This window comes from Polaromonas sp. P4_H1 (genome assembly GCF_056400945.1).
Window position 1 is genome coordinate 19636 of record NZ_JBFUKG010000007.1, and the last position, 26234, is coordinate 45869.

A 26234-nucleotide genomic window follows, 5' to 3' on the forward strand; every position below is an offset into this window, starting at 1 on the left:
AGGCGTGAAAGCCTCAGATCGTCACGCGTGCAGGCGTGACGTTTTGGGGATGTGCGCCATCAGGAACTCCATCTGGTCCGCCAGGATGCGGCGGTTGCGCAGGATGAAATCCTCCCACAGGCTGGGCACATAGGGGGTGTAGATCAGCGGCATGTGGGCCTGCTCGGGTGTGCGGCTGCTTTTGCGGTGGTTGCAGGCGCGGCAGGCCGTCACCACATTCATCCAGGTGTCGATGCCGTTCTGGGCGAAAGGAATGATGTGCTCGCGCGTCAGGTCTTCCTCGTGGAAATGCCCGCCGCAGTAAGCGCACACATTGCGGTCCCGCGCAAACAGCTTGCTGTTGGTCAGTCCGGGTTTGAGGTCAAACGGATTGATGTTGGGCACGCCCTTGGTGCCAATGATGCTGTTGATGGAGATGACCGACTGAATTCCGGTGATGGCGTTGTGACCGCCATGAAAGGTGGCGACCCGCGCGCCCATCTCCCAGCGCACTTCGTCCGCCGCGTAATGCAACACGGCTTCCTCTAGGCTGATCCACGACTGTGGCAACCCCTGGGCTGAGAGCTTCAAGACCTTCAAAACGAACCTCCATGAACATGGAAACACGAAATCGGACCAACCGTGTATCAATATACAGTGAAATCATGACAATGAGGTTCAAATCCCCCATTAACCACGTTCAGGCCACGTCCAACCGGGCTCCGGCGCTATGGAAACGATAATCACCCCATGAAAGTCTTCCGTGGTTACCACCATCCCGAACTGGCGCCCGGCTGCGCCTTGACCATCGGCAATTTCGATGGCGTGCACCGGGGCCACCAGGCCATGCTGGCATTGCTTAAAAATGAGGCCCAGCACCGCGGCGTGCCCAGTTGCGTGATGAGTTTTGAGCCCCATCCCCGCGACTATTTCGCCGCCGTCGCCCGCAAGCCCGAGCTTGCGCCCGCGCGCATTGCCACGCTGCGCGACAAGCTCACCGAGCTGGCGCGCTGCGGCATTGACCAGTGCGTGGTGCTGCCTTTCAATGCCCGGCTGTCCTCGCAAACCCCCGAAGCCTTTATCCAGGACGTGCTGGTGCAGGGCCTGGGGACAAAATACGTGCTGGTGGGCGACGATTTCCGCTTTGGCGCCAAACGCGCGGGCGACTACGCCATGCTGGACGCGGCGGGCGAGCGCCTGGGTTTTGACGTGGCCCGCATGAACAGCTATGAGGTGCATGGCACCCGGGTGTCCAGTTCTGCCGTGCGGGAAGCACTCGGAGAAGGCCGGATGGACCGGGTGGCCAGCCTGCTGGGCCGGCCGTACAGCATCTCGGGCCATGTGGTGCACGGCCGAAAACTGGGCCGCGACCTGGGTTTTCGCACGCTCAACCTGCGGTTTTCCCACTGGAAACCGGCTGCCAGCGGGATTTTTGCGGTGCATGTGCATGGGCTGGCCGCCGAGCCATTGCCGGGGGTGGCCAACCTGGGCATACGCCCTTCGCTGGACCCGCGCGACGTCAATGGCGGACGCGTCCTGCTCGAAACCTATTGCCTCGAATGGCCGGCGAACCTGGGCGCGGAGGGGGCATACGGTAAAATCATCCGCGTGGAACTGCTACACAAACTGCACGACGAACTGAAATACGACGGTCTGGTCAGCCTGAAAGCGGGCATTGCCAGGGACTGCGAAGACGCACGGGCGTACTTTGCCCAGGCATCTTTGGCCCAGGCTTTTTCGGCATCCATGCACACGGAAACCAGCCGCCAGACCACGCGAGACCGAATTTAGACGACCTCGTCGCCCCGGTCGCAGCCCTTCGACAGGCTCAGGGCGAGCGGCCTTTTACTCTTCCCCTTCCCCCCAACACAGCCGTTCGGGCTGAGCCTGTCGAAGCCTTTTCGAGCGACACCCATGCCTGACAACAAAACCGATTACCGCAGCACCCTGAACCTGCCCGACACCCCCTTTCCGATGCGCGGCGACCTGCCCAAGCGCGAGGCCGGCTGGGTGAAGGAATGGGACGACAAAGGCATTTACAAGAAACTGCGCGATGCACGCTGCGGTGCGCCGAAGTTCGTGCTGCATGACGGCCCGCCCTACGCCAACGGCAAGATCCACATCGGCCACGCCGTCAACAAGGTCCTGAAAGACATGATCGTCAAGGCGCGCCAGCTCAAGGGACTGGACGCCATCTATGTGCCGGGCTGGGACTGCCACGGCCTGCCAATTGAAAACGCCATCGAGAAATTACATGGCCGAAAACTGGCCCCCACGCTCCCCGCTGCGCGTGGCTCGCTGCCCCCCGAGGGGGCCGCCCAGGGGCTAGGGAGCGGCCCGTCGCCCCTGGATGCCCGCGCCGAGGTGCAGGCCAAGTGCCGCGCCTTTGCCACCGAGCAGATCGCCGGCCAGATGGCCGACTTCAAGCGCCTGGGCGTGCTGGGTGAATGGGACAACCCCTACCGCACGATGGACCATGCCAACGAGGCCAACGAAATCCGTGCGCTCAAGCGCATCATGGAACGCGGCTTTGTCTACCGCGGCCTGAAGCCGGTGTACTGGTGTTTCGACTGCGGCTCCTCGCTGGCTGAATTTGAAATCGAATACGCCGACAAGAAGTCACAGACCCTGGACGTGGGCTTCAAAAGCGCCGAGCCCGACAAACTCGCCGCCGCCTTCGGCCTGCCAAGCCTGGCCAAGGACGCCTTTGCGGTGATCTGGACCACCACGGCGTGGACCATCCCCTCCAACCAGGCGCTCAACCTCAACCCCGAGCTGGAATACGCGCTGGTCGACACCCAGCGCGGCATCCTGCTGCTGGCCGCGTCGCTGGTCGACAAATGCCTGGAGCGCTACCAGCTCACCGGCACCGTGCTGGCCACCACGCAGGGCAAAAACCTGGCGCTGCTGAAGTTCATGCATCCGCTGTATGACGTAAAAGATGACAACGGGAACCAGGGCTACCAGCGCTTCAGCCCGGTGTTTCTGGCCGACTACGCGACGGCGGACGACGGCACGGGTATCGTGCACTCCTCGCCTGCCTATGGCGTGGAAGACTTTAACTCCTGCGTGGTCAACGGCATCGCCTACGACGACATCCTGAATCCGGTGCAGGGCAACGGCCGCTATGTCGACGAATTACCGCTCTTCGGCGGCCTCAACATCTGGAAGGCCGCGCCACTGATCATCGACAAGCTGCGTGAGCATGGCCGCCTGTTTGACACGCACGACATCGTTCACAGCTACCCCCATTGCTGGCGCCACAAGACCCCGGTGATCTACCGCGCCGCAGCCCAGTGGTTTGTGCGCATGGATGAAGGCGTGGGTGTCTTCACCAAGGACAAGGCCGGAAAAACCCTGCGCGAACTGGCCCTGGCCGCCATCGAAGAAACCAGCTTCTACCCGGAAAACGGCAAGACCCGCCTGCGCGACATGATTGCCGGCCGGCCCGACTGGTGCATCAGCCGCCAGCGCAATTGGGGGGTGCCGCTGCCCTTCTTCATCCACACCGCCACCGGCGAGTTGCACCCCCGCACCATGGAGATCATGGACCAGGCGGCCCGCATGGTGGAGGCCGGCGGCATCGAGGCCTGGAGCAAGGCGAGCGCCGAATCCATCATCGGCGCCGATGCGCCGGATTACATCAAGAGCACCGACATCCTCGACGTCTGGTTTGACTCGGGCACCACGCACGACCATGTGCTCAGGCACAGCCACGCGGCCCAGTCAACCTGGCCCGCCGATTTGTACCTGGAAGGCCATGACCAGCACCGCGGCTGGTTCCATTCATCGCTGCTCACAGCCTGCGCGATGTACGACCACGCACCCTACAAGGGCCTGCTGACCCACGGCTTCACCGTGGACGGCAAGGGCCGCAAGATGAGCAAGAGCGAAGGCAATGTGGTGGTGCCGCAGGAAGTCAGTGACAAGCTGGGCGCCGAGATCATCCGCCTGTGGTGCGCCTCCACCGACTACTCGGGCGACCTGGGCATCGACGACAAGATCCTGGCCCGCGTGGTCGACGCCTACCGCCGCATCCGTAATACGCTGCGCTTTTTGATGGCCAACGTCAGCGACTTCGACCCGGCCAAAGACGCCGTGCCGTTTGACCAGATGCTGGAAATCGACCGCTATGCGCTGAGCCGCGCGGCGCAGCTGCAGGCCGACATCCTGGCGCACTACGAGGTCTATGAATTCCATCCCGTCGTCTCCAAGCTGCAGATCTACTGCAGCGAAGACCTGGGCTCTTTTTACCTCGACATCCTGAAAGACCGGCTGTACACGACAGGTCCCAAGTCGCTGGCGCGCCGCAGCGCGCAAACGGCACTGCACCAGATCACCCATGCCATGCTGCGCTGGATGGCGCCCTTCCTGAGTTTCACCGCCGAGGAAGCCTGGAAGGTGTTCGGCCAATCCGAGTCCATCTTCCTGGAGACCTATGCGGAGTTCAAGCCGCAGGACGACGCGCTGCTGGCCAAATGGTCACGCATCCGTGAAATTCGCGATGCTGTGAACAAGGACATTGAGGCTTTGCGCGCCGACGGCAAGGTGGGGTCGTCCTTGCAGGCCAATGTGGCCCTGGAGCTGGCGGCCGACGACCACGCACTGCTGGCCTCTTTGGGCGATGACCTGAAGTTTGTCTTCATCACGTCTACTATTGATTTAATAGCATCATCCTCAATCAAAACCCTGGTTACCGCCAGTTCCGATACCAAATGCGAGCGCTGCTGGCACTACCGCAAAGACGTCGGCCATGACCCGGCGCACCCGACCATTTGCGGCCGTTGCACCAGCAACCTGTATGGCGCCGGTGAAGACCGGAAGTACGCCTGATGGCCAAGGCGTTCGGAAAAACTTCGGGTTCCATGCTCCCCTGGCTGGGGCTGGCCCTGATTCTGTTAATTGCCGACCAGTTCACCAAGGTCCTCATCCTGGGCTATTACCGCCTGGGTGACGCCACCTACGTGACCAGCTTCTTCAATGTCGTGCGGGTTCATAACGCCGGTGCGGCGTTCTCCTTCCTGGCCTCCGCGTCCGGATGGCAGCGCTGGTTTTTCACCGCCATCGGCATTGCAGCCGCGCTGTTGATCGTGTGGCTGCTCAGGTCGCATGCCGGCCAGAAGCTGTTCTCGTTTGCGCTGGCCTGCATCCTGGGCGGGGCGGTCGGCAACGTGATAGACCGCAGCCTGCACGGCTACGTGGTGGATTTCCTGGATTTTCACTATCGCAACTGGCATTTCCCGGCCTTCAACATTGCCGACAGCGCCATCACCATCGGCGCGATCTGCCTGGTGCTGGACGAATTGCGCCGCGTACGCAGAAGCTGACCCGGCCCCGCGCTCGCGCCCTGCCCGGCGTGCGGCTTTGGAATGCAGCTTCAGAGTGTGGCTTTAACTTCACAGTGATGGGGTCAGGCCACTGGCGCCTCAACCCGCTGGCGTATAGTGGCTTCTGACCTTATGAAGCATCTGTTGAATTTATTGGCGGCCATTGCGCTGCTTGTCTGGGGCACCCAACTAGTACGAACCGGCATCCTGCGGGTGTTCGGTGCCAGTCTGCGCCAGGTGTTGGCGCGCAGCATCAGCAACCGTTTCACCGCCGCCTTGTCGGGCATCGGCGTGACCGCGCTGGTGCAGTCCGGCACCGCCACCGCGCTGATTGTCTCTTCGTTCGTCGGCCAGGGACTGATCGCGCTTCCGCTGGCGTTGGCCGTGATGCTGGGCGCCGACATCGGCACCAGCCTGATGGCGGTGGTGTTTTCCTTTGATTTGTCCTGGCTGTCGCCCCTCTTCATTTTTCTGGGTGTGGTGCTGTTCATCTCGCGCCAGGACAGCAATGCAGGCCGCCTGGGCCGCGTCCTGATTGGCTTGGGCCTGATGCTGCTGGCCTTGCGGCTGGTCACGGACTCCACCGAGGTGCTGACCCGGGCACCAGCTGTCAAGGCGCTGCTGGCATCGCTCAGCAGTGACCTGCTGCTGGAAATCACCACCGGCGCAGTGTTGTCCGTGGTGTCTTATTCCAGCCTGGCAATCGTACTGCTCACCGCCGCGCTGGCCGGCACCAACGTCATTCCGCTGGACGTCGCCCTGGGCCTGGTGCTGGGCGCCAACCTGGGCAGCGGCCTGCTGGCCGTGCTGACCACGGCAAGGTCCTCCATCGAAACGCGGCAGGTACCGATGGGCAACCTGGTGTTCAAGGTGCTGGGCATTGTCATGGCCGCACCGCTGATCGGCCTGTGGCTGCGGCATGTGCGCCCGCTGCTGGGTGAGCCGGCCATAGCGGTGGTACTGTTCCACTTCGGCTTCAATGTCATCATCGGTGCGGTCTTCATTGGCCTGACCCATACGGTGGCGCGCTGGATTGGAGTCTGGCTGCCCAAGGCCGCAAAAAAGACCGACGCCAGCACGCGCCACCACCATCTGGACCCTTCCGCATTGGCCACGCCCTCGCTGGCGATTTCGTGCGCGGCGCGTGAGGCCATGTACCAGGCCGATGTGGTGGAGACCATGCTGCGCGGCGTGCTTGAAGTCATCAAAAAAGATGACATCAAGCTGGCTGAAGACCTGCGCAAACTCGACGATACGGTGGATACGCTGTATTCGGCGATCAAGTACTACCTGACCAAAATTTCCCGCGAAGCCCTGAGTGATGAAGAAAGCCGCCGCTGGACCGACATCATCAGCTTCACCATCAACATGGAGCAGATCGGCGACATCATCGAGCGGGTGCTGATTGATATTGAAGACAAAAAAATCAAACCCGCCCGCAGCTTCTCGGAAGCCGGCATGGCCGAAATCGCGGAGTTGCATGAGCGGCTGATTGATAACCTGCGCCTGGGCATGAGCGTGTTTTTGAACGGCACGGTGCGTGACGCCCAGAAGCTGCTGGAGGAAAAAGCCCGCTTTCGCGATCTGGAGCGCGCCTATGCCACCACCCACCTGGGCCGGCTGTCCGCCAACACGCTGCAAAGCCTGGAAACCAGCTCCCTGCACATCGACCTGATCAGCGAGTTGAAGCGCATCAACTCGCATATCTGCTCCATCGCCTACCCGATTCTTGACTCGGCCGGCGCCCTGGCGCCCAACCGCCTGCGGCCCATGGTGCTGACCGACCAGCCCTGACCGGGCCAGCAAGCCTCGCGTGCGGCTCAGGGCAGCTTCAGCACATCGCAGAGAATCAGCGCGGCTTCAGTCGTGAACTCACCCCGCTGCAGGGCGTTCAGCAGTTGCTCCGCGTCCATCAGGCAAAACTGCTCAACCTCGCCATCCTGGTTGTTCGGGACCAGCCGCTCGGGCACGGTGCAGCAATACCAGTCGATGTTTTCGCTGACATAACCCGCCCCCTTGCCATCGCTGCATGGGCGGCAGGTGCTCAGGCGTCCGCCGTAGCGCATGTCCTGCAGGTCGGCCGCATGCAGCCCGGCCTCTTCCCAGGTTTCACGCACCAGCGCGCTCTCCACCGTGTCCACCGCCGACACCATGCCGCCCATCAGGGTGTCCCACTGGCCCGGGTCATTGGCCTTGTCAAAAGCGCGTTGCTGCACCCAGAAGCGGCCATCCGGCGCCTGCCCCACCAGGTGTACGGCCAGCGTGGTGATGCCCAGCGGCCGGACCGCTGCGCGTTCTACCGTCCCCTTGCGATGGCCCAGCTGGTCAGGCACCGCCAGCTGTTCATTGCGCCAGGCGCCCGCCAGGCCGGCCTCGAGCAGGGCAACGGCCACGTGGTTCAGGCTGGTCGTCACGTCACCCATCAGGCGCCAGCCGAGTTGCTCGGGGTGTTCTTCCTTGAGCAGCGGATGGTGGCCGTCCGTCATGGTATGCAGGGCCAGCTGGTGCAGGAAACCGGGCTCCACCGAGCCGATGATGGACTCACCCGCCCACAGCGGCACACGCGGGCGCAGGGGCGGCACGGTGGCGCGGGCACGCAGGTCGCGCAACCATTGCGGGTCAAAAGAAGCGGGCGGGTTCATGGCTCGCGCCAGTTTACCTTCGCGGCCGTCGTCCAGCGAGGACCGCAAGGCCGCGAAAATCCCGCAGAAAGAACTCAGGCCCTGGTGAACAGGCCGTCCAGGCGCTGGTCCCAGCTGGCGCCCGGCAACACCGCGGCCAGCTGCGCATCACCCAGGGCGAAGGTGCCGCGCAGCACCTGGGCCAGCACCGCGCGGTAGTCGTGGTGGGCCGGCAGGTCGCGGCCTTCGTTGAGGTTGCTTTGCGCCAGCCCCGTCCACTGGCCATGCCAGCGCCCGCCGGCGATGCGGCTGCCCATGAGCCACATGGCATTGCCAAAGCCGTGGTCGGTGCCGCGTGTGCCGTTTTCGGCGCTGGTGCGCCCGAATTCGCTCATCGCCACAACCACGTCGCCGGGCTCGGAAAAGTCCTGGCGCAGCTGCGCGATGCCACGCGCCAGGTTGCCCAGGTTGTTGGCCAGCTGACCAGTGGCGGCGCCCTGGTTGGCATGCGTATCCCAGCCGCCCGCCGACAAAAACCCGAGGCGCAGCTTGCGGTCGTTGCGCATCAGCGTGCCCAGGTGCTGCGCATCCAGCTGCAGGCCCACCGGGTCGGCCGCGCCGTTGCTGGCCGCCAGCATTTGCGCCGCCTGGGCCTGAACGTTGGCGGGCGTGCCGTCGCGGTCCAGGCGCTTGTCGGCCATGCGCCTGTCGTCTTGCGCCATTTTTTCGACCTTCGCGGCCTTTTCGGCTCTTTGCTCCGTGAGCTCCTGCGCGCTCTGCATGCGGCTGCCCACGCCCTGGCGGAAGGCCTCGCTGACCTTGTCGTTGCCCGCGTACAGGTCCATCAGCGCCTGGCGGGTTCTGTCGTTGGCCAGCACACCGCTGCGTTCGGCCGACTGGCCACGCGGGATCAGCCGGACGGCGGCCTGCCCGCCCAGGATGGCGGGGTTGGCCTCCCCCACACCGAGCGCGGCCGCGCCCGGCGCGGCGGCTTTGCCAAGGCCTGCCGTGGTGTTGAGCCATCCCGGCGCGCCGCTGGTTTTGCCGCTTTGCGCAATCTCCATCTGGTACTGCGCATCGAAGTGCGAACGGTTGGGCGCGGGCAGGCCGGCCGCGGGCACGAAGCCCAGAACGCCTTGCTGCCACAAGGGCAACAGCGGAGTCAGCGCGGGGTGCAGGGCGAAGGTTTTGTCGAGCCGGATGGCCGTTTGCGCCGTACCGTCGGGCGCCGCGATCGCGATGTTGGGGCGAATGGCGTAGTAGTCCTTGTCCGCATAGGGCACGAAAGCCGACAGGCCGTCATACGCGCCGCGCAGGAAGACGACGATCAGGCGCCCGCCGTCCAGACCTGATCGGCCCGCCAGGCCCACAGGCAAGGGTTGTGCCCACACGCCGGGCACGCTCAGCGACAGCGCCCCCAGGCCCAGCACCCTGCGGCGCGGCAGCGGATACGCCGATGAAGAAGGGTTGGAATTCATGGGACTCCTCGGTGCCGTTTATTTGCGCATGAAGTCGGGGCTGGCCAGCATCAGGCCGGTGCGCATCTGCGCGGGTTCCTGCGCGATGCGCTCACGCGTGGCGCTGCTGAAAAAAGTGTTGAGGTAGGAAGGCTCCGCCATGCGCTGGGCCAGGCTCATGGCGTAGTCGGCGCGACGGGTCAGAGCCTCGGGCGCGAGCCAGGTGCCGGCATCGGTCTTGTAGCCGTCGGGCGTTTGCCAGCCGTGCATGGGCTGGCCGGCCTGCGCAAGAAAACCCAGGGTCTGCACGATGTCGCGGCGCTCCTTTACGCCGCCGGCCGCTGTGAGCGCTGAGCAGGCAAAGTCCAGCGGTGTCTTGAAGAGCTGGTTGTCCCGCGCCCAGAACTCCGGCGACTCGATCAAGGTGCGCATCACCGCGCGGATGTCGCCTTGCGTGGCGGTGAAGGTGCTTGCCAACCGGTCGACCAACGCGAGTGGGGGCTTGTCGGCCACAAAGAAACTCGCCAGCCGCGTGGAGACCCGCCGCGCCGTCTCGGGCCGCCGTGCCAGGTAGCGGATGGCCTCCTCGCCTTCCGAAAGGCTCTCGTTGCCGAAGGTGCGGCCCAGCAGGACCTTGCCTTCCTTGTCGTGCAGGCGCTCGGCAAAGCGAAAGCCCTCGCCGTCCTTGAGGTTGACCGTCCAGCCGGTGAGGATGCGGGCCAGTTCACGCACGTCTTTTTGCGTGTAGCCGCTGTTCACGCCCAACGTGTGCAGCTCCATCAATTCGCGAGCGTAGTTTTCATTGAGGCCGCGGTTGTTGCTCTGCGCCTGGTCCAGGTAAAACAGCATGGCCGGATGCTTGGCACTGGCCAGCAGCAGGTCTTCAAAACGGCCCAGGGCGTTGGCACGGATCACATTGACCTCGTAGTGGCCGACAAACGGGCGCACCGCCCCCTTGCCGACGAACACATTGAGGTGGTTGAACCAGAATTCAGTCATGCGCGCCAGCAGCGGGTTTTCCAGTGCCGGATCGCTGCAGGACATCAAGCGCCATGCGGCGGCGCCTTGGGCCATGTCGCGGCTGAATTTTTCCGCGCCTGCGCCCGTCTCCGCTGTGGCGGCCGTGCCGGTCCTGGCCGTTTCACGCAAGGTCCTGCGCGCCTCCCGCTCGGCCTGGAAGCTACGCGCGATCTCGTTGAGCGGCGCATTGATGCCGGCCAGCTCGGCGGGAAGGGCGGGAGGGCGGCGGCTCGCGGCGTAGGCCGCGTCCAGTTGTTGCAGCGCCCAGGCTTTGGGTGACGCCTCCGCGGCCTGCGCCGAGGCCGGTGTGGGCGCATAGCCCAGGCGCGAGGCGACGCGCCAAGCGGCGGCGACGTTGGCCGGGGACGGCGCGGCATCGGTCTGCGCATACGCCGCGGGACCGGCAAGGCAAGCCAGGAAGGCCGCCAGCACGCCAGCCTGGGTGATCGCTATGGGCATGTTTTTCTCCTGCTGCCCGTTGTAACGCATTCGCCGCGCCTTGCGTTGAATGCGGCCCGTGGCTTTACACAGGTTTACCGCAAGAGCCCCCGCCTGCCTTACAGCGTCAGGATGGTGCAGCCCGTGGTCTTGCGTGCCTCGAGCGACCGATGCGCCTCGGCCACATCGGCCAAGGGGAAACGCTGGTCAATGGCGATCTTGATCTTGCCGCTGGTCACCATGGCAAACAGGTCGTCGGCCATTTCCTGCGTGGTCTCGCGGGTGGCGATGTGGGTGAACAGGGTCGGGCGCGACACATACAGCGAGCCCTTGGCGGCCAGCACACCAATATCCAGCGGCTCGACCTTGCCCGAGGCATTGCCGAAGTTGGCCAGCAAGCCAAAGGGGCGCAGACAGTCCAGCGATTTGAGAAAGGTGTCCTTGCCGACCGAGTCGTAGACCGCCTTCACACCCTTGCCGCCGGTGATGTCCTTCACGCGGGCGACGAAGTCCTCCTTCGCGTAATTGATGACGAAGGCCGCGCCATTCGCCTTGGCCAGCGCGCATTTTTCATCCGACCCCGCCGTGCCGATCAGCTGCAGGCCCATGGCTTTGGCCCACTGGCAGGCAATCAGGCCCACGCCGCCGGCCGCCGCATGAAACAGCACAAAATCACCTTCCTTGAGGCCGCCCTGCGGCTGCGTGCGGCGCAGCAAATACTGCGCGGTCAGGCCCTTGAGCATCATCGCCGCGCCCGTCTCGAACGAAATCGCATCCGGCAGCTTGCACACGCATTTGGCGGGCATCACCCGCAGCTCGCAATAGCTGCCCGGCGGCTGGCTGGCATAGGCGGCGCGGTCGCCAGCCTTGAGGTGCGTCACGCCCTCGCCCACCGCCTCCACCACACCCGAAGCCTCCATGCCCAGTTGAAGGGGCATGGGCAGCTTGTACAGGCCGCTGCGCTGGTACACATCGATGAAGTTCAGGCCCACGGCCTTGTGGCGAATGCGGATTTCGCCGGGGCCCGGCTCACCAACAGCAACCTCGACCAGCTTCAGTTCTTCGGGCCCGCCATTCTGTTCAATGCGGACGGCTCTGGACGTGGTTTGTGTGGCTTGACTCATGTCGTTTCTCCTGCGGTGTTTTGAAAAATTTAATGTCAGGCGGCATCGTGCCATGAATCGAAATATGCTGCTCTCCCGAGGGGCTGAAGGACGGTTTGCGGGGTGGACATGTGCCCGGCTTGGTACAGTTCCCGGCATGAATCAACGCGTGACCCCCGCCACCGCCCTGCTGCTGGTACTTCCTCCTTTACTCTGGGCCGGCAATGCGGTGGTAGGCCGCCTGGTCACCACGCTGGTGCCGCCCATGACACTGAATTTTCTGCGCTGGGCGCTGGCTTTTGTGATCTTGTTGCCCCTGGCCCACCGCCTGCTCAGGCCAGGCAGCACCCTTTGGCCGCACTGGAAACGCTTTGCGTTGCTGGGCCTGCTGGGTGTGGGCTGCTACAACGCCCTGCAATACCTGGCGCTGAAAACCTCCACACCGCTCAATGTCACGCTGGTCGCCTCCAGCGTGCCGATCTGGATGCTGGCCGTGGGCGCCCTGTGCTTTGGCCAGCGCGTCTCGCACCGGCAAATCACCGGCGCGGTCCTGTCGATTGCCGGCGTGCTGGTGGTGCTGTCACGTGGTGATTGGGCCCTGCTGGCGCAAGTGCAGCTCGTGCCCGGCGATCTGTACGTGCTGCTGGCCACGCTGGCCTGGGCGTTTTACAGCTGGCTGCTGTCGCAACCCAAGGAGCCCCCAGACATCCGCGATGACTGGGCTGCTTTCCTGATGGCGCAAATCTTCTTCGGCCTGGGCTGGTCCGGCCTGTTTGCGGCCAGCGAATGGGCCCTGACCGACGCCCACATTAGCTGGGGCTGGCCCCTGGCGACGGCCCTGCTCTACGTGGCCATCGGTCCGGCCGTGATCGCCTACCGCTGCTGGGGCATGGGCGTGCAGCGTGTCGGCCCGGCAATTGCCGGCTTTTTCTCCAACCTCACGCCGCTGTTTGCCGCGCTGCTGTCGGTTGCCTTTCTGGGCGAGTTGCCGCAGCTTTATCACGCGCTGGCGTTTCTGCTGATCGTGGGCGGGATTGTGGTGTCGTCGCGGCGATAGAAGGCAGGAAGCCGAACGCTGGAGGCGGGCTGATCCATCACGGCACCAGAAGATTCGCTCGGTACAGGTGATGAAGCGGCAGTTGTGGGAGGCGCCCTACCAGTACCTGGGTGAGGCGATTACGCTGGCCAACGCCGCGATGGTGACCAGCCTGCGCAGTGAGGACTTTCAGGAGGGTGTGCGTCACTTTGTAGAGAAAAGGGCAGCGCGTTTCACGGGCCGCTGACACATGGGCGCACGGCTGGCCAATGATTAATAGAAGGGTGTAAGGCGTTTATTTATCAACGACTTTGCTTACCTTCGCTTGCCATCAACCGCGGCAGGAAGCAGGCAAAAATTTGGCAGGAATGTCCGTTCCGTCAGTCGGCGAGCCACAGCGCCAACCGAAGAGGGACTTCCCGACGTCGGTAGCAAATACTGCGACAACACCGGCGGTTACCATGGGGGCAAGCGTGACGAAGTGATTATCCATTTGAGTGTCATTGAATCCTTGCATCGTCACCTTGACCACGCCATCGGCTGATGTGGTGACCGCGGCCACATACGTGGACGACGCACTGGGGTTGGAGGTACCCGCCCCAGCCTCGCAGCCCCATCCGTTTGCCCCCGGAGAATCCGATGCACTGCCGGACTGGTACACCTCAGCAATTGGTGTACGACAGGATGAAGCCGCCAAAACCCCCTCAGACAGTTTGGCCCGCTTGGTGTAGTCCTGATAAGCGGGCAACGCCACGGCTGCCAGGATGCCGATGATCGCCACGACGATCATCAATTCGATGAGCGTGAAGCCCTTCTGCATGGACCTATTCATGAGGAAATCCTTCGTGAATACTGCCTGAAACAGTCAGAAGTCTATACAAGGCGTACCAAGTTGCAGCTTGCCAACTTCCAAATGCAGTGTGCCGTCCCGGGAAATCTACCGAGCGATGACAGTATCGCGCCCATCCAGAACTGTCAAGTTTTCAACGACTCAATGAGCACGGCCAGCAGCCAGCAGCCAGCAGCCAGTATCACGCTACCTCCGCATCGGGCTTCAGCACACCGCATGCACCAGGTTCGATCTCAAGGCCGAGATAGGCAGGCAGCTGCTACGGTGCGACACGGCGCGACGTCCACCGTCCGCGGCAGGTCGATCGCAGGGACTACTGCGGATCGATCAATGCCCGAGGGAGCCCTGGGGCGCGGCGCCCGTTTCCTCGAACTGCTGCGCAGCGTGCGTCCACCGCTCACCCCATTGAGTGACGACGTCAGCAGCAGCGTGCTGAGCCAATTGCGCGATGCAGAATTTGAAATGGCTGCTTATCCCGTACGCTGATGCCGGAGCATTTCTGACGTGCCTGCGCAGCCAAAGCAGCGTGCCCAGTCCCTCACCCAACAGCCTGCATGCGCACCCGCCGCGCCGCCTCCTCGGCGCGCGCATCGTCAATCTCACGTATCACGCCGCCCACATCCACCGCCCCGACCTTGCGCTCAAACCGGCCGGTGAGAACCACCTCTGGGTCCAGCACGCCGCGTTCATACAAGGCCCAGATCTCCAGGCCAAAGTCGGTGTGCAGCAACTCGGGGGCAAAGCGGCCGAAAAAGCCGCGCAGGTTGTCCACATCGCGCAGCAGCATGCGTTTGGCGTGGTTGTTGCCGGCGGCGTCCACGGCCTGGGGAAGGTCGATGATCACCGGGCCGTCCACGCCCTGTTCGCTGCCCAGCAGGATGTTGAACTCCGACAGGTCGCCATGCACGACGCCGGCGCACAGCATGCGCACCACCTCGATCAACAGCGTCCCGTGGTGCGTGCGCGCCTGCTCGGGTGTGAACTCCACGTCATTGAGCCGCGGGGCGGCGTCGCCGTGTTCGTCGGTCACCAACTCCATCAGCAACACGCCGTCGCAGAAGTTGTGGGGCCTAGGCACGCGCACGCCAGCGGCGGCCAGGCGATACAGCGCATCGACCTCGGCGCTCTGCCAGGCGGCCTCCTGCGCCTGCCGGCCAAAGCGGGTGCCCTTGGCCATGGCGCGGGCCTGGCGGGTGTTTTTGACCTTGCGGTTTTCGGTGTAGTCAACCGCCTGCCGGAAGCTGCGCTCCGTGGCCTCCTTGTAGACCTTGGCGCAGCGGGTTTCGCCGCCACAGCGCACCACGTAGACCATGGCCTCCTTGCCACTCATGAGCTGACGCACGACTGTGTCGATCAGGCCTTCCTCGATCAATGACTGCAGTCGCTTGGGTGGTTTCATGGAAGCCATTTTGCACTGTGGCCGCAGGACGCCGCACGGTCGATCCTGGGCCCGCCGCAGCTGAGGGCACGAACGTGCAGCGCATCGGGCCTGCCATTGCCGGTCAGCAGCTTTGCCAGGCGAGTTGTCGCACCTTTATCACGCGGTGGCGTTTTTGCTGATTGTGGGGGGTTGTGATGTCGTCGCGGCGGTGAACCAGGTGGAGTACGCCGACAGAGACCGCTCAGTCAAGCCGACGTTTTTTGCTCGTCTGTACCGAAAAATGCCACAGACTCGGGAAATCCATAAAGCCTTGAAGCGTTGTCACCCAGCACAGCCTGAGTGTCCACGGTGGACCATAAACGACACGTTTCCAGCCACGCACTGTCATCGATCTGGCGAAAAGCTTCCAGTGTTTCGGTGAGAGCGCTGAATCTGCGCCCGGTTCCCTGCGTGTGGGGCCAGTTGCTGCCCCACAGCAGCCGGTCGCTGCGTGTATGCAGCAAACTCTCGACGAAGGGAGCCAGGTCGTCATAGGGCGGTCCGATGCGGGAATACAGGTAAGGCGCCGAGAGCTTGACGTACAGCTTGCCGCCCTGAACAAGCCGCAACATCTTTGTCCAGGTATCGACGCTGCGCCCCAACGCCACATTGGGAAGCCCCATGTGATCCAGTACATAAAGCCGGGACGATCGCTCGATGTAATCGGTCAATTCGCCAATAACATTTGGCGCCACATGCAATTGCACATGCCACTGAGGAGGAATGCGCCCTTCTACCTCCTGCATTTTCCGGAGCGCGGCTGCGGGCGCCTGAAGATGATCAACCACCAGATTGATGCGCGCACCGCACACGCCGGCGGCATTCAACCGGTCAATCTCCTGTGCTGAAGTTTGCCTTGACACCACAGCGACGCCCCGGGACCGCTCACCCAAGGCAGTGAGGGCATCCAGCAGGCAGTCGTTTTGCTCGCCATACACGCTGGGCTGCACCAGCACCACACGCGCCAGCCCGACAGCACGCATATGCGCCTGCAAATGCGCCACCGTTGCTTCCCCGGGGGTGAAGCGACGAGGCGTGACATAGGGAAAACGCGCCGGATGAAAAATGTGGACGTGGCTGTCGCAGATTGCCAGAGCCATTTTTACTGCGCCTGGATGTTGGCGGTCTTCACTATCTGCTGCCACTTTTTCAATTCTCCGTTGATGAAATTCTGGAACTCAGCCGCAGAATCGCCCACGGGGGTTGCCCCCAGTTCCTGCAGCTTTTGGGCAACCTCCGGTGCCTTCAGTGCCTTGGTGATCTGTCCATGCAGGGCATTCAACACCTCAGGTGGTGTCCGCGCCGGTGCCACCACGCCGACCCAGTGGGTCATGGCGAACTTCTGGATCCCGGCCTCCTCGAAGGTCGGCACCTCGGGCAGCCGCGTCGAGCGCTTGGCTTGTCCTATGCCGACGGCCTTGATGCGGCCCGAAGCCAGCGGTCCTGCGGTGCTGGTGATGCTGTCGATCAGCATGTCGATCTCGCCGGCCATCAGCGCCTTGATCGATTCGCCGCCCCCCTTGTAGGGCACATGCAGGAACTTGGCGCCGGTCACGGTGCCCAGCAACTCGGTGGTGAGGTGGGGCGTGCTGCCGACACCGCCGGAGCCGTAGGTCAGCTTGCCGGGGTTCTGGCGCGCGAACTCCATCATGTCGCGGGCAGAGTTGAAGCGCGATGCGGCGGGAATCATCATGACCATGGGCGACTCGGCAACTTTTGTCACCGCGACCAGGTCGCGCGCCGTGTCGTACGGTATTTTGGCGTGGACCGCCGGCGCCATCGTGAACGGACCGCTGACGAAGGCCAACGTGTAGCCATCCGCCGTCGCTTTTGCAACGGCGTCCGTGCCGATGACGCCGCCCGCGCCGGCCTTGTTGTCGACCACGAACGACTGCCCGGTTTCCAGGGTCAGGCGCTGCGCCAGGACGCGCGCCATCACATCGTTGGGACCGCCGGCGGCAAACGGCACGACGAGCCGGACCGGCTTGGACGGGTAGGCCGGGCCCTGAGCCATGGCGGCCGACGAGGCTGCCAAGATCGTCAGAAGCAGCGTGACGGCACGGCGGGGGAGCGAGGGGAAAGCTTGCATGGAAGTACTCTGTTGATGGATGGGCGTTTCGGGGCTGCACGTCGCGCAGGCGAAGGCGCAACGCGCCATTCATTCGGGCTTGATACCTTTGTCCTTGATCAGTTTGCTCCAGCGATTCGACTCGGCCGAGACAAAATCTCCAAAGGCCTTGGCGTCGCCGCCGCCCACCACATTGCCGGGCGCGGTGATACGCTGCACCAGATCGGGCTCCTGCAGGGCGCGGTTGATCGCCTGGTTGAGCTTGTCCACGATCGGCTTGGGCGTGCCCTTGGGCGCCACGATGCCGAACCAGTTGGAAATTTCCATTTCCTTCACGCCCAGCTCCGCGAAGGTGGGCACGTCGGGCAGGGAGGGCAGGCGCTTGTCATTGGCCACCGCCAGGGGCCGCAACTTGGGCGGCGACGATTTCAGGTAGCCCAGCGCCGCGGGCACCATGTCGAACATGTAGTCCACCTGACCGGCCAGCAGGTCGTTGGTCGCCGGGCCGCCGCCGCGGTAGGGAATGTGAACCGCAGACGCACCGACCGACGACTTGAACATCTCGCCCGCCAGGTGGAACGAGCCACCCGAGCCCGCCGAGGCATAGCTCATCTTGCCCGGCGCGGCCTTGAGGGCGCTGACCAGGTCGTTGAGGCTCTTGTGGGGTGACTTGTCCGCATTGACGACCAGGACCAGCGGGCCTTTCTCCAGCAGGATGACGGGCACCAGATCGGTGGCTGGATCAAACGGCGTGTTGGGCATCAAGGTCTTGTTGACGGCCAGCGGCGCCAGATTGCCCAGGCCAATGGTGTAGCCGTCCGGTACGGCCTTGGCTATCGCATTGGTGCCGATATTTCCGTTCGCCCCCGGCTTGTTGTCCACGATCACGGACTGGCCGAAATAAACAGCTAATTTCTGGGCGATCTGGCGGGCACGCACATCCGAACTTCCACCGGCGGCATAGGGAACGATCAGGGTGATCGTTTTGCTGGGGTAGTCCCTGGCCGCGTCCTGTGCGAGGGCAAAAGCAGGCAGCAAGAGCAGGCCGGCAGCCGCCAGGAAGGAGCGCCTGGGCGCAAAGGGACGGGCAGCGGGGTGTTGGTCGGGCATGAATTGTCTCCTGTTGATTGGTGCCATCGGCTGGCGGGCGCGGCGCTGTACCACCGCATGCGGCGATACAATATTAATTGTACCAATAAATTTTATAGTACAATTAATTCTACAAAATTAAGCTTTAATCGAATAATGATTGAACTAAAAATATCATTAATACATGGCACATCGCTGGCCATAAGGCCTGTCGCAGACGCTTTTGATCGCCTCTGGCCGCAGGTGCAGCGCATGAACCTGCTGGACGACCGGCTGTCGCAGGACCTCGCCAGCGCGGGGGCGCTAACGGAGGGCATGGTCGCGCGCATGGTGAGCCTGGCGCACTACGCCAGGAATTGGGGAGCCCATGGCATCCTGTTCACCTGCTCTGCGTTTGGCCCCGCCATTGACGAAGCGGCGCGCGTGGTCGGCCTGCCAACGCTCAAGCCCAATGAAGCGATGTTCGATGAGGCCCTGGCGATCTGCGCCCGGCTCGGCAGGGAGGGCCGCATCGGCTTGTTGACCACGTTTGCGCCGGCCGCGCACGCCCTGCGCGAAGAACTGCTGGCCGTTGCATGCCAGCGCAACCTGCCCGTCCAGGTGGAAAGCGCCTGTGCACCGGACGCCATGGAGGCCCTGAATGCCGGCGATGTCGCGACCCACGACCGGCTGGTGGTGGAGCAGGCCAGGGCGCTGGCGACTTGCGACGTGCTGGTGATGGGGCAGTTCTCCATGGCCCGGGCGCGGGGCTTGGTGGCCGCCACGACGGACCGGCCCGTTCTCACCAGCCCCGACAGCGCCGTGCGCCGCCTCAAGGCCACGCTGTCCGGCCCGCATTGAAGCCACCGCCGCACTTCCCGCTTCCCGCTTCCTACCCCCACCCCAACCAACTGGAGATTTACATTGAAATTCATCGTATTGCCGTGTGACGGTATTGGCCCCGAAATCGTTGCCGCCTCGGTCGGGGTCCTGGAAGCGGCCGCTGCACGCTTCAAGCTGCCTTTGACCTTTGACCATGAAAGCGTGGGCTTCGACAGCCTGAAGGCCCATGGCACCACGCTGCGCCAGGAGGTCCTGGACAAAGCCAGAACCTGCGACGGGATCATCCTGGGCACGCAGTCGCACGCCGACTACCCAGCACCTGAGCAGGGCGGCCGAAACGTGTCGGCGGGTTTTCGCGTCGGGCTGGACCTCTACGCCAATGTGCGCCCTGCCCGCACCCGCCCCTACCTGCCATCCAACCTGCGCGAGGGCCGGTCCATGGACCTGGTGATCATGCGCGAGGCGACGGAAGGTTTTTACCCGGACCGCAACATGAGCCGCGGCTGGGGCGAGGTCATGCCCAGTCCCGACATGGCGCTGTCCACCCGCAAAATCACCCGCCATTGCAGCGAACGCATTGCACGCCGCGCCTTCGAGCTGGCCATGACACGCCGCAAGAAAGTCACGGCCATCCACAAGGCCAACAGCTTTCACATGACCGACGGGCTCTTCCTGGAAGCGGTGCGCCACGTGGCCAGGGACTTCCCCGAAGTGCAGCTCGATGACTTGCTGGTCGATGCCTCGACCGCCCACCTGGTGCGCGAGCCCGAGCGCTTTGACGTGCTGGTGGCGACCAACTTCTATGGCGACATCCTGTCGGATCTGGCCAGCGAGCTGTCTGGCAGCCTCGGACTCGCCGGCTCGGTGATGGCCAGCGACGACCTGTGCTGCGCGCAGGCGCAGCACGGCTCGGCGCCCACCATTGCAGGCCAGGACATCGCCAACCCCACCTCCATGATTCTTTCGGTGGCCATGATGGTGCGCTGGACAGGGGACAAGCGCGGCCATGTCGCCCTGCAGCAGGCAGGCGATGCGATGAGCGCTGCGGTGGACCAGGTGCTGGCCAACCCGGCGACGCGCACCCGTGACATCGGCGGCACCATGGGCTGCCAGGCTTTCGGCCAGGCTGTCGCCCAGGCCGTCGCGTCAAATTAAAGACGGCCTGGCCGGGTGACGCCTTGCCCTGCGGCGCGCAGGGCGTGAGTCAGCCCGCCATGTACAGTCTGGCGTGTCGCACGACCATTTTTCTTCCGAACATGCCCTCCGAACCCTCCTCCAGCAAAGTCAGTCCGCTCATTCCGGCCCTGGCCACCCACATCGTGGAGATCATTCGGCGCGAACAGCATGCCATCGGCCATCGGCTGACCGAACAAGCTTTGTGTGATGCACTGGGCGTGTCCCGGTCACCCGTACGCAAGGCGCTGCAATACCTGCAGGCCAGTGGCGTCGTTCAGTCGGCGCCCCACCGCGGCTTCCAGGTCGCCAAGATGCCTTCCGAACTGCTCGACCTGGCGCTGCCGGCCGAACGGGCATCCGAGGAAGAGATTTACCTCAAAATCGCCAATGACCGTATCAGCGGCCTGCTGAAAGACGAGATCGCCGAAGCCGACCTGATGTCGCGCTACGGGCTGGCGCGCCTGCAGGTGCAGCGCATCCTGAACCGCATGGCGCGCGAAAGCATGATTGACCGCAAGCCGGGCCGCGGCTGGATTTTCCGGCCCTTGCTGAGCAGCGCCGAGTCACACCGCGAGAGCTACCGCTTTCGCATGATCATCGAACCGGCGGCGCTGCTGGAGCCGGGCTACCAGGTGGACCTGGCCGAGCTGGAGAAATGCCGGCGCGAACAGATCGACCTCCTGCAAGGCGGCATTGAACGCTGCACGCCGGCCGAACTCTTTCGCGCGGGCGTTCATTTTCACGAAACCGTGATCGCTGGCGCGCACAACCAGTTCCTCACCGATTCGCTGCGCACCGTCAACCAGATGCGCCGGGTGGTCGAGTACGGCACGCGGCTGGACCGTTCGCGCCTTCACCGCCAGTGCGAGGAGCACCTGGTGCTGATTGACCTGCTGGTGCGGGGCGAGCGCATGGAGGCTTCACAGTTTCTGCGCCAGCACCTCAACACCGCGCGCATCACCAAGCTCGGTGAAGGGCACACATGAGGCCGCCCAAGGCCGACTGACGTCGACCGAGTCGAATAAGCCACGCCTACTCCAGCTTGATGCCGGCCGCCTTCACGAGCGCCGCCCAGCGTTTGTTCTCGGCCGCTATAAATGCCGCAAACTCCTCGGGCGTGCCACCACCGACCACGTTGCCGGGGCCTGCGATTTTTTCCCGGATATCGGGCAAGGCCAGCGCACTGTTGTAGGCCTCGTTAAGCTTGCGGACCACGACGGGCGACAGCCCCTTGGGCCCGATCAGGCCGAGCCAGTTTGAAACCGTGGCCTGCGGGTAGCCAAGCTCGGCCATGGTCGGCACATCGGGCAGGCTGGGCAGACGCTTGTCGCTGGTGACAGCGAGGGGGCGTGTCTTGCCGGCCTGGATCGAGGGCAGGGCCGCATAGGTTTGCTCGAACATCAGGTCCACCTCGCCCGCCAGCAACGCGCCCGCGGCCGGTCCGCCCCCCTTGTACGGCACGGACAGCATGAAGATGCCCGCCGTCTGCTTGAACAACTCGGCGCTCAGATGGTGCGCGCCGCCCGCGCCGGCGTTGCCGATAGTCAGCAAGCCTGGTTTGGCCTTCGCCGCCGCGACGACGTCTTTCAACGACTTGAAGGGCTTGTCGGTGCGGGTGACGAGCACCAGCGGCGCCTTTTCGATCAGGACAATGGGCGTGAAGTCCTTGACCGGGTCGAACGGCACCTTGGGGTAGATAGCCGCATTCACCGCCATCGGGCCCATCGCGCCTATGCCCAGCGTGTAGCCATCCGTGGCGGCACGCGCGACGAAGTCGTGGCCGATGTTGCCGCTGGCGCCGGGTTTGTTCTCAATGATGATGCTCTTGCCCAGGGTTTTGGCAACCTCTACACCCAGCATGCGGGCGCGGATGTCGTTGTTGCCGCCAGCGGCAAACGCCACGACCACGGTCACGGGCTTGGCTGGATAGTCTTGCGACAGCGCGGGCAGAGCGGCCAGGCAGCCCAGCAGGAGGCCGGAAATTTTCAGAAAGGTCTTGCGGTGCATGAAGGTTTCCTGGTTGAAGGTCATGTGAAGGGGAAAAGAAAAACGAAGGAAATGAAGGGAAAGAGAAGGTGCGGCCTATTCCGCCGTGATGTTGGCCGTTCTGACAATGCGTTCGAACTGCACGGCCTCGGTCTTGATGAAGTCACGAAACTCCTGCGCCGTCATGGGAGCGGGCTCTCCGCCCTGCTCCCGGAGCTTTTTTGCCAGCTCCGGATCACGCAAGGCCTGCGTGACCGCCGCATTGAGCTTTTGCTGCACGGCGTCTGGCGTGCCGGCCGGCGCAAACAGGCCGAACCAGTTTTCCAGCTGGTACCTGGCCAGCGGCTTGTACTCGGCGATGGCGGGAATGTCGGGCACAAAACTGGCGCGTTTGGAGGAGGTCACGGCAATGGCCTTGACCTTGCCGCTCTGGATGAAACCCTTGGCGGCGGCGTAGCTGACAAAGGTCATGTCGACCGTGCCCGAGGTGACGTCAATCAATTGGCCTGCCGCGCCCCGGTAGGGAATGTGAACCATGTGGATACCGGCAAGCTCCTCCAGCAATTCACCGTTGAGGTGCTGGGGGTTGCCGACACCGCTGGTCGAATAAGACAGCTTGCCGGGGTTCTTTTTGGCATGGGCGATCAACTCCTCCATGTTCTTGACCGGAAGCGTCGGGCTGGTGACCAGCACATTGGGAATGCGCGTCACCAGCGTGATCGGCGCCAGGTCTTTCGCGGGCGTGTACTGCATCCGGCCCTTGTAGACAAAGGGATTGATGGCGGTCTCACCCGCTGAACCCAACAAAAGCGTGTAGCCGTCGGGCGCAGCCCTCACCACCGCTTGCGCGCCAATCATGCCGCTGCCGCCGGCCTTGTTGTCCACCACGATGGACTGCTTCAGCGAGACACGAAGCTTTTCGGCGAGCAGGCGCGCGATCGTGTCGACGCCCCCGCCCGCTGAAAAGGGCACCACGAGGGTGATGGGCTTGACGGGATAGTCCTGGGCCAGCACCCCGATCGGGCCGGCCAGGCCTGCAGCCATCAACAGGCTGGGGAGGAAGAAATGACGACGCGAAAGTTGCACGGAAAAGCTCCTGGAGTGAGGCTGAAATTGAGGTCTAGGGTTTATGCTTAATTGCATTTTATTGCGTTAATGTGCAAAATGCGTATTATGGAAAACACCTACAAATTCCCCGAAGGACAACTTTGGGGCCAACTTTTCGTCAATGGCAAGGACCATGCACTGGTCGACTTGCCAGCGCTGTTTGGTGCGCGTCTGAAGCGCTTGCCCGTGGTGCTGCGACTGCTGCTGGAAAACGCGGTGCGCAACATGCAGGGCGATGAGCGACAGGCTGCGGTAGATGCAGTCTTTGGATGGCTGGAACACGGCACCAGCGAGGCCGAACTGGCCTTTCAGCCCGGCCGTGTCTTGATGCATGACACCACCAGCACGCCTGCGCTGGTCGACATTGCGGCCATGCGCAACGCGCTGGACGAGGCGGGCGTGGACCCTTCGGTACTCAATCCCGGCTTGCCCGTCGATGTCTCCATCGACCATTCGTTGGCGGTGGAGGTGTATGCCCGGCGCGACGCGGTCACGCTGAATCTGCAGCACGAGATCCGTCGCAACGGCGAGCGCTACCGCTTTTTGCGCTGGGCGTCCCGCGTGCTCAGCGGGGTGCGCATCCATCCGCCGGGCACCGGCATCATGCACACCATCAACCTGGAGCAACTCGCGACGGTGGTGACGACTGAAATGCGCGACGGCACGCTGTGGGCGGTGCCCGACATGATGATAGGCACCGACAGCCACACCCCGATGATCAATGGCATTGGCGTGCTGGGCTGGGGCGTGGGCGGGCTGGAGGCCCAGACGGTGATGTTTGGCATGCCGACCATGCTGCGCATTCCCGACGTGATCGGTGTGCGGCTCACCGGCAGGCTGCCACCGGCCGCGCAGTCCACAGACCTGGCGCTGACGGTGACGCAGCGGCTGCGCCAGATCGGTGTCTCGGGTGACTTCGTGGAGTTTTACGGCCCCGGTGTGGCGACGCTGAGCGCGGGCGACCGCTCCGTGGTGGCCAACATGGCGCCCGAGTATGGCGCGACCACGGGCTTTTTCGCCGTGGACCAGCGCACGCTGGACTACCTGCGCAGCACCGGACGCAGCGAAGATGCCATCGCGCTGGTGGAGGCCTATACCCGGCGCACCGGACTGTGGTTCGACCCCGAAGCCGAGCCGCGTTACACCCGCACGATTGAGATCGACCTCCAGACGATTGGCATGCACGTGGCCGGCCCCCGCCGTCCGCAAGACCTGCTCGACTATTCAGAAACGCCCAAAGCGCTGGCGGCGGTGGGATTTGTGCCGCCGGCGCCCAGCGCCGACATGCCACGGCATCCCGTGGCGATCGCCGCCATCACCAGTTGCACCAACACTTCTGACCCGCGCCTGCTGATTGCCGCCGGGCTGCTCGCACGCAAGGCACGCGCGTTCGGCCTCAAGGCGCCGCCGTGGGTCAAAACCTCCCTGGCGCCCGGATCGCCCGCTGCCGCGTCCTACCTGGAACGGGCCGGACTGACCGACGACCTGTCCGCCGTCGGCTTCGACATCGTGGGCTATGGCTGCACCACCTGCATCGGCAATCCGGGCCCGCTCACGGAGGCGATCCGCCAGGCGCAGGTGGCAGGCCACAGCAAGGCGGTGGCCGTGCTGTCGGGCAACCGCAACTTTCCGGGGCGCGTGCATCCCGACCTCGAACTGAGCTTCATCATGTCGCCACCGCTGGTCGTGGCTTTTGGTTTAGCCGGTGACGGCGAACGAAACCTCCGGACGGCCCCGGTGCAGACCACGCCGGACGGCCGGCAGGTTTTCCTCCAGGACTTGTGGCCCACGCGCGAGGAAATCGATGCGCACCTGGCGCTGGCCGGCGACCCGTCCGACTACCGGCGCGACTTCGAGATGGCCAGCCGCCATCCGCTCTGGCACGCCCTGAAGGCGCCCGACACGCCGCTGTTCCCCTGGGATGCGCAGTCCACCACGCTGCGCCGCCCGCCGTTCGCAGCGGTGACGGAGGGCAGCCTGCTCGGCCGCTACAGCGCCTACCCCCTGCTGGTGCTGGGCGACGACATCACCACCGACCACATCTCGCCGGCCAGCGCCATCCCGCCGGACAGCCTGGTGGCGGACTTTCTGGTCGAACGCGGCGACAACCGCCAGGACCTGAATGTCTTTGCCTCCCGGCGCGGCAACTGGGAAGTGATGGTGCGTGCAGCCTTCCACAACAAGACACTGGTCAACCTGTTGAAGCCGGACGTGCCGCTGGCCCACACCCTGCACGTGCCCAGCGGTGACGTGCAGCCGATATGGGAGGTCGCGCAGCGCTATCGGAACGACGGTGACCCGGTCGTACTCGTCGCCGGCGAGCGTTATGGCACCGGCTCCTCGCGCGACTGGGCGGCCAAGGGCCAGCGCCTGCTCGGGATCCGGGCGGTGCTGGCAGCGAGCTTTGAACGCATCCACCGTTCCAACCTGATCGGCATGGGCATTCTGCCGCTGCGGCTTGCGCCGGGCGTCAATCCGCACACGCTGCAACTCCAGCCCGGCGACCGGCTCGAGATTGATGCCGACCCGCAGCGCCTGGCGCCGCGCTGCAATGTGGCGGTGCGCATCAGCCGTCTCAACGGTGACACGCAAGCCCTGCTGGCCACAGCCGCCGTCGAAACACAGCTTGAGGTGCAGTTGCTGCGCGACGGCGGGGTCATCCCGTCGATTTTGGGCAAGACCATTGCGGCGCAAGGTGCCCGGGCCAGGCCGGCGGCCCTCAACCCATGAAGGAC

23 protein-coding genes are annotated in these 26234 nt (G+C 64.0%); 11 read left to right on the forward strand and 12 right to left on the reverse strand.

Annotation, left to right across the window (positions count from 1 at the left end; all coding sequences use genetic code 11):
* Window positions 1–21: 21 nt before the first annotated feature.
* Window positions 22–579, reverse strand: coding sequence for an HNH endonuclease (locus AC1DS5_RS10725; protein ID WP_477718238.1), 558 nt, complete (start codon window positions 577–579; stop codon window positions 22–24).
* Between the two features lie 150 nt (window positions 580–729).
* On the opposite strand from AC1DS5_RS10725, the gene AC1DS5_RS10730 reads away from it, so the two are divergent.
* From AC1DS5_RS10730 to AC1DS5_RS10745, 4 genes are all read left to right on the forward strand, one after another.
* Window positions 730–1770: a bifunctional riboflavin kinase/FAD synthetase gene (locus tag AC1DS5_RS10730; protein ID WP_477718239.1), complete on the forward strand. Its 1041-nt coding sequence runs from the start codon at window positions 730–732 to the stop codon at window positions 1768–1770.
* A gap of 123 nt (window positions 1771–1893) precedes the next feature.
* Window positions 1894–4812, forward strand: coding sequence for an isoleucine--tRNA ligase (ileS, locus tag AC1DS5_RS10735; protein WP_477718240.1), 2919 nt, complete (start codon window positions 1894–1896; stop codon window positions 4810–4812).
* The gene (gene lspA, locus AC1DS5_RS10740) at window positions 4812–5306 is read left to right on the forward strand and encodes a signal peptidase II (protein WP_477718241.1); all 495 of its coding nucleotides are present in this window, start codon (window positions 4812–4814) and stop codon (window positions 5304–5306) included. Before ileS ends, lspA begins: the two co-directional genes overlap by 1 nt.
* A gap of 132 nt (window positions 5307–5438) precedes the next feature.
* Window positions 5439–7100: a Na/Pi cotransporter family protein gene (locus AC1DS5_RS10745; protein WP_477718242.1), complete on the forward strand. Its 1662-nt coding sequence runs from the start codon at window positions 5439–5441 to the stop codon at window positions 7098–7100.
* A 26-nt stretch (window positions 7101–7126) separates the two neighbouring features.
* Here AC1DS5_RS10745 and AC1DS5_RS10750 read toward each other — a convergent pair whose 3' ends face one another.
* The 4 genes from AC1DS5_RS10750 to AC1DS5_RS10765 all read right to left on the reverse strand — a co-directional run bounded on the left by AC1DS5_RS10750 (window position 7127) and on the right by AC1DS5_RS10765 (window position 11966).
* The gene (locus AC1DS5_RS10750) at window positions 7127–7948 is read right to left on the reverse strand and encodes an NUDIX hydrolase (RefSeq protein ID WP_477718243.1); all 822 of its coding nucleotides are present in this window, start codon (window positions 7946–7948) and stop codon (window positions 7127–7129) included.
* A gap of 74 nt (window positions 7949–8022) precedes the next feature.
* On the reverse strand, window positions 8023–9405 hold the full coding sequence (locus AC1DS5_RS10755) for a DUF1501 domain-containing protein (protein WP_477718244.1): 1383 nt from the start codon (window positions 9403–9405) through the stop codon (window positions 8023–8025).
* A gap of 18 nt (window positions 9406–9423) precedes the next feature.
* A complete protein-coding gene (locus tag AC1DS5_RS10760) occupies window positions 9424–10863 on the reverse strand; it encodes a DUF1800 domain-containing protein (RefSeq protein WP_477718245.1) in 1440 nt (479 codons plus the stop codon).
* Between the two features lie 98 nt (window positions 10864–10961).
* Window positions 10962–11966: a quinone oxidoreductase family protein gene (locus AC1DS5_RS10765; RefSeq protein ID WP_477718246.1), complete on the reverse strand. Its 1005-nt coding sequence runs from the start codon at window positions 11964–11966 to the stop codon at window positions 10962–10964.
* Window positions 11967–12102: 136 nt separating this feature from the next.
* Between AC1DS5_RS10765 and AC1DS5_RS10770 the strand changes: the two genes are divergently transcribed.
* Both AC1DS5_RS10770 and AC1DS5_RS10775 read left to right on the forward strand, forming a co-directional pair.
* On the forward strand, window positions 12103–13002 hold the full coding sequence (locus AC1DS5_RS10770; protein WP_477718247.1) for a DMT family transporter: 900 nt from the start codon (window positions 12103–12105) through the stop codon (window positions 13000–13002).
* A 70-nt stretch (window positions 13003–13072) separates the two neighbouring features.
* The gene (locus AC1DS5_RS10775) at window positions 13073–13228 is read left to right on the forward strand and encodes a hypothetical protein (protein WP_477718248.1); all 156 of its coding nucleotides are present in this window, start codon (window positions 13073–13075) and stop codon (window positions 13226–13228) included.
* Between the two features lie 84 nt (window positions 13229–13312).
* On the opposite strand, the gene AC1DS5_RS10780 is transcribed toward AC1DS5_RS10775, so the two are convergent.
* Window positions 13313–13813 carry a pilin gene (locus AC1DS5_RS10780; protein ID WP_477718249.1) on the reverse strand — a complete coding sequence of 167 codons (501 nt, stop codon included), beginning with the start codon at window positions 13811–13813 and terminating at the stop codon, window positions 13313–13315.
* A gap of 348 nt (window positions 13814–14161) precedes the next feature.
* Between AC1DS5_RS10780 and AC1DS5_RS10785 the strand changes: the two genes are divergently transcribed.
* Window positions 14162–14317 (forward strand): hypothetical protein, encoded by a 156-nt coding sequence (locus tag AC1DS5_RS10785; protein ID WP_477718250.1) that lies wholly within the window; start codon window positions 14162–14164, stop codon window positions 14315–14317.
* Between the two features lie 52 nt (window positions 14318–14369).
* Here AC1DS5_RS10785 and AC1DS5_RS10790 read toward each other — a convergent pair whose 3' ends face one another.
* The 4 genes from AC1DS5_RS10790 to AC1DS5_RS10805 all read right to left on the reverse strand — a co-directional run bounded on the left by AC1DS5_RS10790 (window position 14370) and on the right by AC1DS5_RS10805 (window position 18429).
* A complete protein-coding gene (locus AC1DS5_RS10790) occupies window positions 14370–15230 on the reverse strand; it encodes a PA4780 family RIO1-like protein kinase (protein ID WP_477718251.1) in 861 nt (286 codons plus the stop codon).
* 227 nt (window positions 15231–15457) lie between these two features.
* Window positions 15458–16351: an amidohydrolase family protein gene (locus AC1DS5_RS10795; protein WP_477718252.1), complete on the reverse strand. Its 894-nt coding sequence runs from the start codon at window positions 16349–16351 to the stop codon at window positions 15458–15460.
* A gap of 2 nt (window positions 16352–16353) precedes the next feature.
* On the reverse strand, window positions 16354–17340 hold the full coding sequence (locus tag AC1DS5_RS10800; RefSeq protein ID WP_477718253.1) for a Bug family tripartite tricarboxylate transporter substrate binding protein: 987 nt from the start codon (window positions 17338–17340) through the stop codon (window positions 16354–16356).
* Between the two features lie 69 nt (window positions 17341–17409).
* A complete protein-coding gene (locus AC1DS5_RS10805; RefSeq protein WP_477718254.1) occupies window positions 17410–18429 on the reverse strand; it encodes a Bug family tripartite tricarboxylate transporter substrate binding protein in 1020 nt (339 codons plus the stop codon).
* A gap of 231 nt (window positions 18430–18660) precedes the next feature.
* Here AC1DS5_RS10805 and AC1DS5_RS10810 point away from each other — a divergent pair, with 231 nt between their 5' ends.
* The 3 genes from AC1DS5_RS10810 to AC1DS5_RS10820 all read left to right on the forward strand — a co-directional run bounded on the left by AC1DS5_RS10810 (window position 18661) and on the right by AC1DS5_RS10820 (window position 21392).
* Window positions 18661–19248: an aspartate/glutamate racemase family protein gene (locus AC1DS5_RS10810; RefSeq protein WP_477718255.1), complete on the forward strand. Its 588-nt coding sequence runs from the start codon at window positions 18661–18663 to the stop codon at window positions 19246–19248.
* Between the two features lie 63 nt (window positions 19249–19311).
* A complete protein-coding gene (locus AC1DS5_RS10815) occupies window positions 19312–20385 on the forward strand; it encodes an isocitrate/isopropylmalate dehydrogenase family protein (RefSeq protein ID WP_477718256.1) in 1074 nt (357 codons plus the stop codon).
* 101 nt (window positions 20386–20486) lie between these two features.
* Window positions 20487–21392: a GntR family transcriptional regulator gene (locus AC1DS5_RS10820; RefSeq protein WP_477718257.1), complete on the forward strand. Its 906-nt coding sequence runs from the start codon at window positions 20487–20489 to the stop codon at window positions 21390–21392.
* A gap of 46 nt (window positions 21393–21438) precedes the next feature.
* Here AC1DS5_RS10820 and AC1DS5_RS10825 read toward each other — a convergent pair whose 3' ends face one another.
* Window positions 21439–22413, reverse strand: coding sequence for a Bug family tripartite tricarboxylate transporter substrate binding protein (locus AC1DS5_RS10825; RefSeq protein WP_477718258.1), 975 nt, complete (start codon window positions 22411–22413; stop codon window positions 21439–21441).
* 75 nt (window positions 22414–22488) lie between these two features.
* The gene (locus AC1DS5_RS10830; RefSeq protein WP_477718425.1) at window positions 22489–23436 is read right to left on the reverse strand and encodes a Bug family tripartite tricarboxylate transporter substrate binding protein; all 948 of its coding nucleotides are present in this window, start codon (window positions 23434–23436) and stop codon (window positions 22489–22491) included.
* Window positions 23437–23565: 129 nt separating this feature from the next.
* Between AC1DS5_RS10830 and acnA the strand changes: the two genes are divergently transcribed.
* Entirely contained in the window at window positions 23566–26229 is a 2664-nt protein-coding gene (gene acnA / locus AC1DS5_RS10835) for an aconitate hydratase AcnA (protein WP_477718259.1), read from the forward strand.
* The last annotated feature ends 5 nt before the right edge of the window (window positions 26230–26234 follow it).

Coding starts and splice junctions, on each gene's coding strand:
- AC1DS5_RS10730 (WP_477718239.1), top strand. CDS start 730: ATGAAAGTCTTCCGTGGTTACCACCATCCCGAACTGGCGCCCGGCTGC.
- ileS (WP_477718240.1), top strand. CDS start 1,894: ATGCCTGACAACAAAACCGATTACCGCAGCACCCTGAACCTGCCCGAC.
- lspA (WP_477718241.1), top strand. CDS start 4,812: ATGGCCAAGGCGTTCGGAAAAACTTCGGGTTCCATGCTCCCCTGGCTG.
- AC1DS5_RS10745 (WP_477718242.1), top strand. CDS start 5,439: ATGAAGCATCTGTTGAATTTATTGGCGGCCATTGCGCTGCTTGTCTGG.
- AC1DS5_RS10750 (WP_477718243.1), bottom strand. CDS start 7,948: ATGAACCCGCCCGCTTCTTTTGACCCGCAATGGTTGCGCGACCTGCGT.
- AC1DS5_RS10755 (WP_477718244.1), bottom strand. CDS start 9,405: ATGAATTCCAACCCTTCTTCATCGGCGTATCCGCTGCCGCGCCGCAGG.
- AC1DS5_RS10760 (WP_477718245.1), bottom strand. CDS start 10,863: ATGCCCATAGCGATCACCCAGGCTGGCGTGCTGGCGGCCTTCCTGGCT.
- AC1DS5_RS10765 (WP_477718246.1), bottom strand. CDS start 11,966: ATGAGTCAAGCCACACAAACCACGTCCAGAGCCGTCCGCATTGAACAG.
- AC1DS5_RS10770 (WP_477718247.1), top strand. CDS start 12,103: ATGAATCAACGCGTGACCCCCGCCACCGCCCTGCTGCTGGTACTTCCT.
- AC1DS5_RS10775 (WP_477718248.1), top strand. CDS start 13,073: ATGAAGCGGCAGTTGTGGGAGGCGCCCTACCAGTACCTGGGTGAGGCG.
- AC1DS5_RS10780 (WP_477718249.1), bottom strand. CDS start 13,813: ATGAATAGGTCCATGCAGAAGGGCTTCACGCTCATCGAATTGATGATC.
- AC1DS5_RS10785 (WP_477718250.1), top strand. CDS start 14,162: ATGCCCGAGGGAGCCCTGGGGCGCGGCGCCCGTTTCCTCGAACTGCTG.
- AC1DS5_RS10790 (WP_477718251.1), bottom strand. CDS start 15,230: ATGAAACCACCCAAGCGACTGCAGTCATTGATCGAGGAAGGCCTGATC.
- AC1DS5_RS10795 (WP_477718252.1), bottom strand. CDS start 16,351: ATGGCTCTGGCAATCTGCGACAGCCACGTCCACATTTTTCATCCGGCG.
- AC1DS5_RS10800 (WP_477718253.1), bottom strand. CDS start 17,340: ATGCAAGCTTTCCCCTCGCTCCCCCGCCGTGCCGTCACGCTGCTTCTG.
- AC1DS5_RS10805 (WP_477718254.1), bottom strand. CDS start 18,429: ATGCCCGACCAACACCCCGCTGCCCGTCCCTTTGCGCCCAGGCGCTCC.
- AC1DS5_RS10810 (WP_477718255.1), top strand. CDS start 18,661: ATGAACCTGCTGGACGACCGGCTGTCGCAGGACCTCGCCAGCGCGGGG.
- AC1DS5_RS10820 (WP_477718257.1), top strand. CDS start 20,487: ATGCCCTCCGAACCCTCCTCCAGCAAAGTCAGTCCGCTCATTCCGGCC.
- AC1DS5_RS10825 (WP_477718258.1), bottom strand. CDS start 22,413: ATGCACCGCAAGACCTTTCTGAAAATTTCCGGCCTCCTGCTGGGCTGC.
- AC1DS5_RS10830 (WP_477718425.1), bottom strand. CDS start 23,436: ATGGCTGCAGGCCTGGCCGGCCCGATCGGGGTGCTGGCCCAGGACTAT.
- acnA (WP_477718259.1), top strand. CDS start 23,566: ATGGAAAACACCTACAAATTCCCCGAAGGACAACTTTGGGGCCAACTT.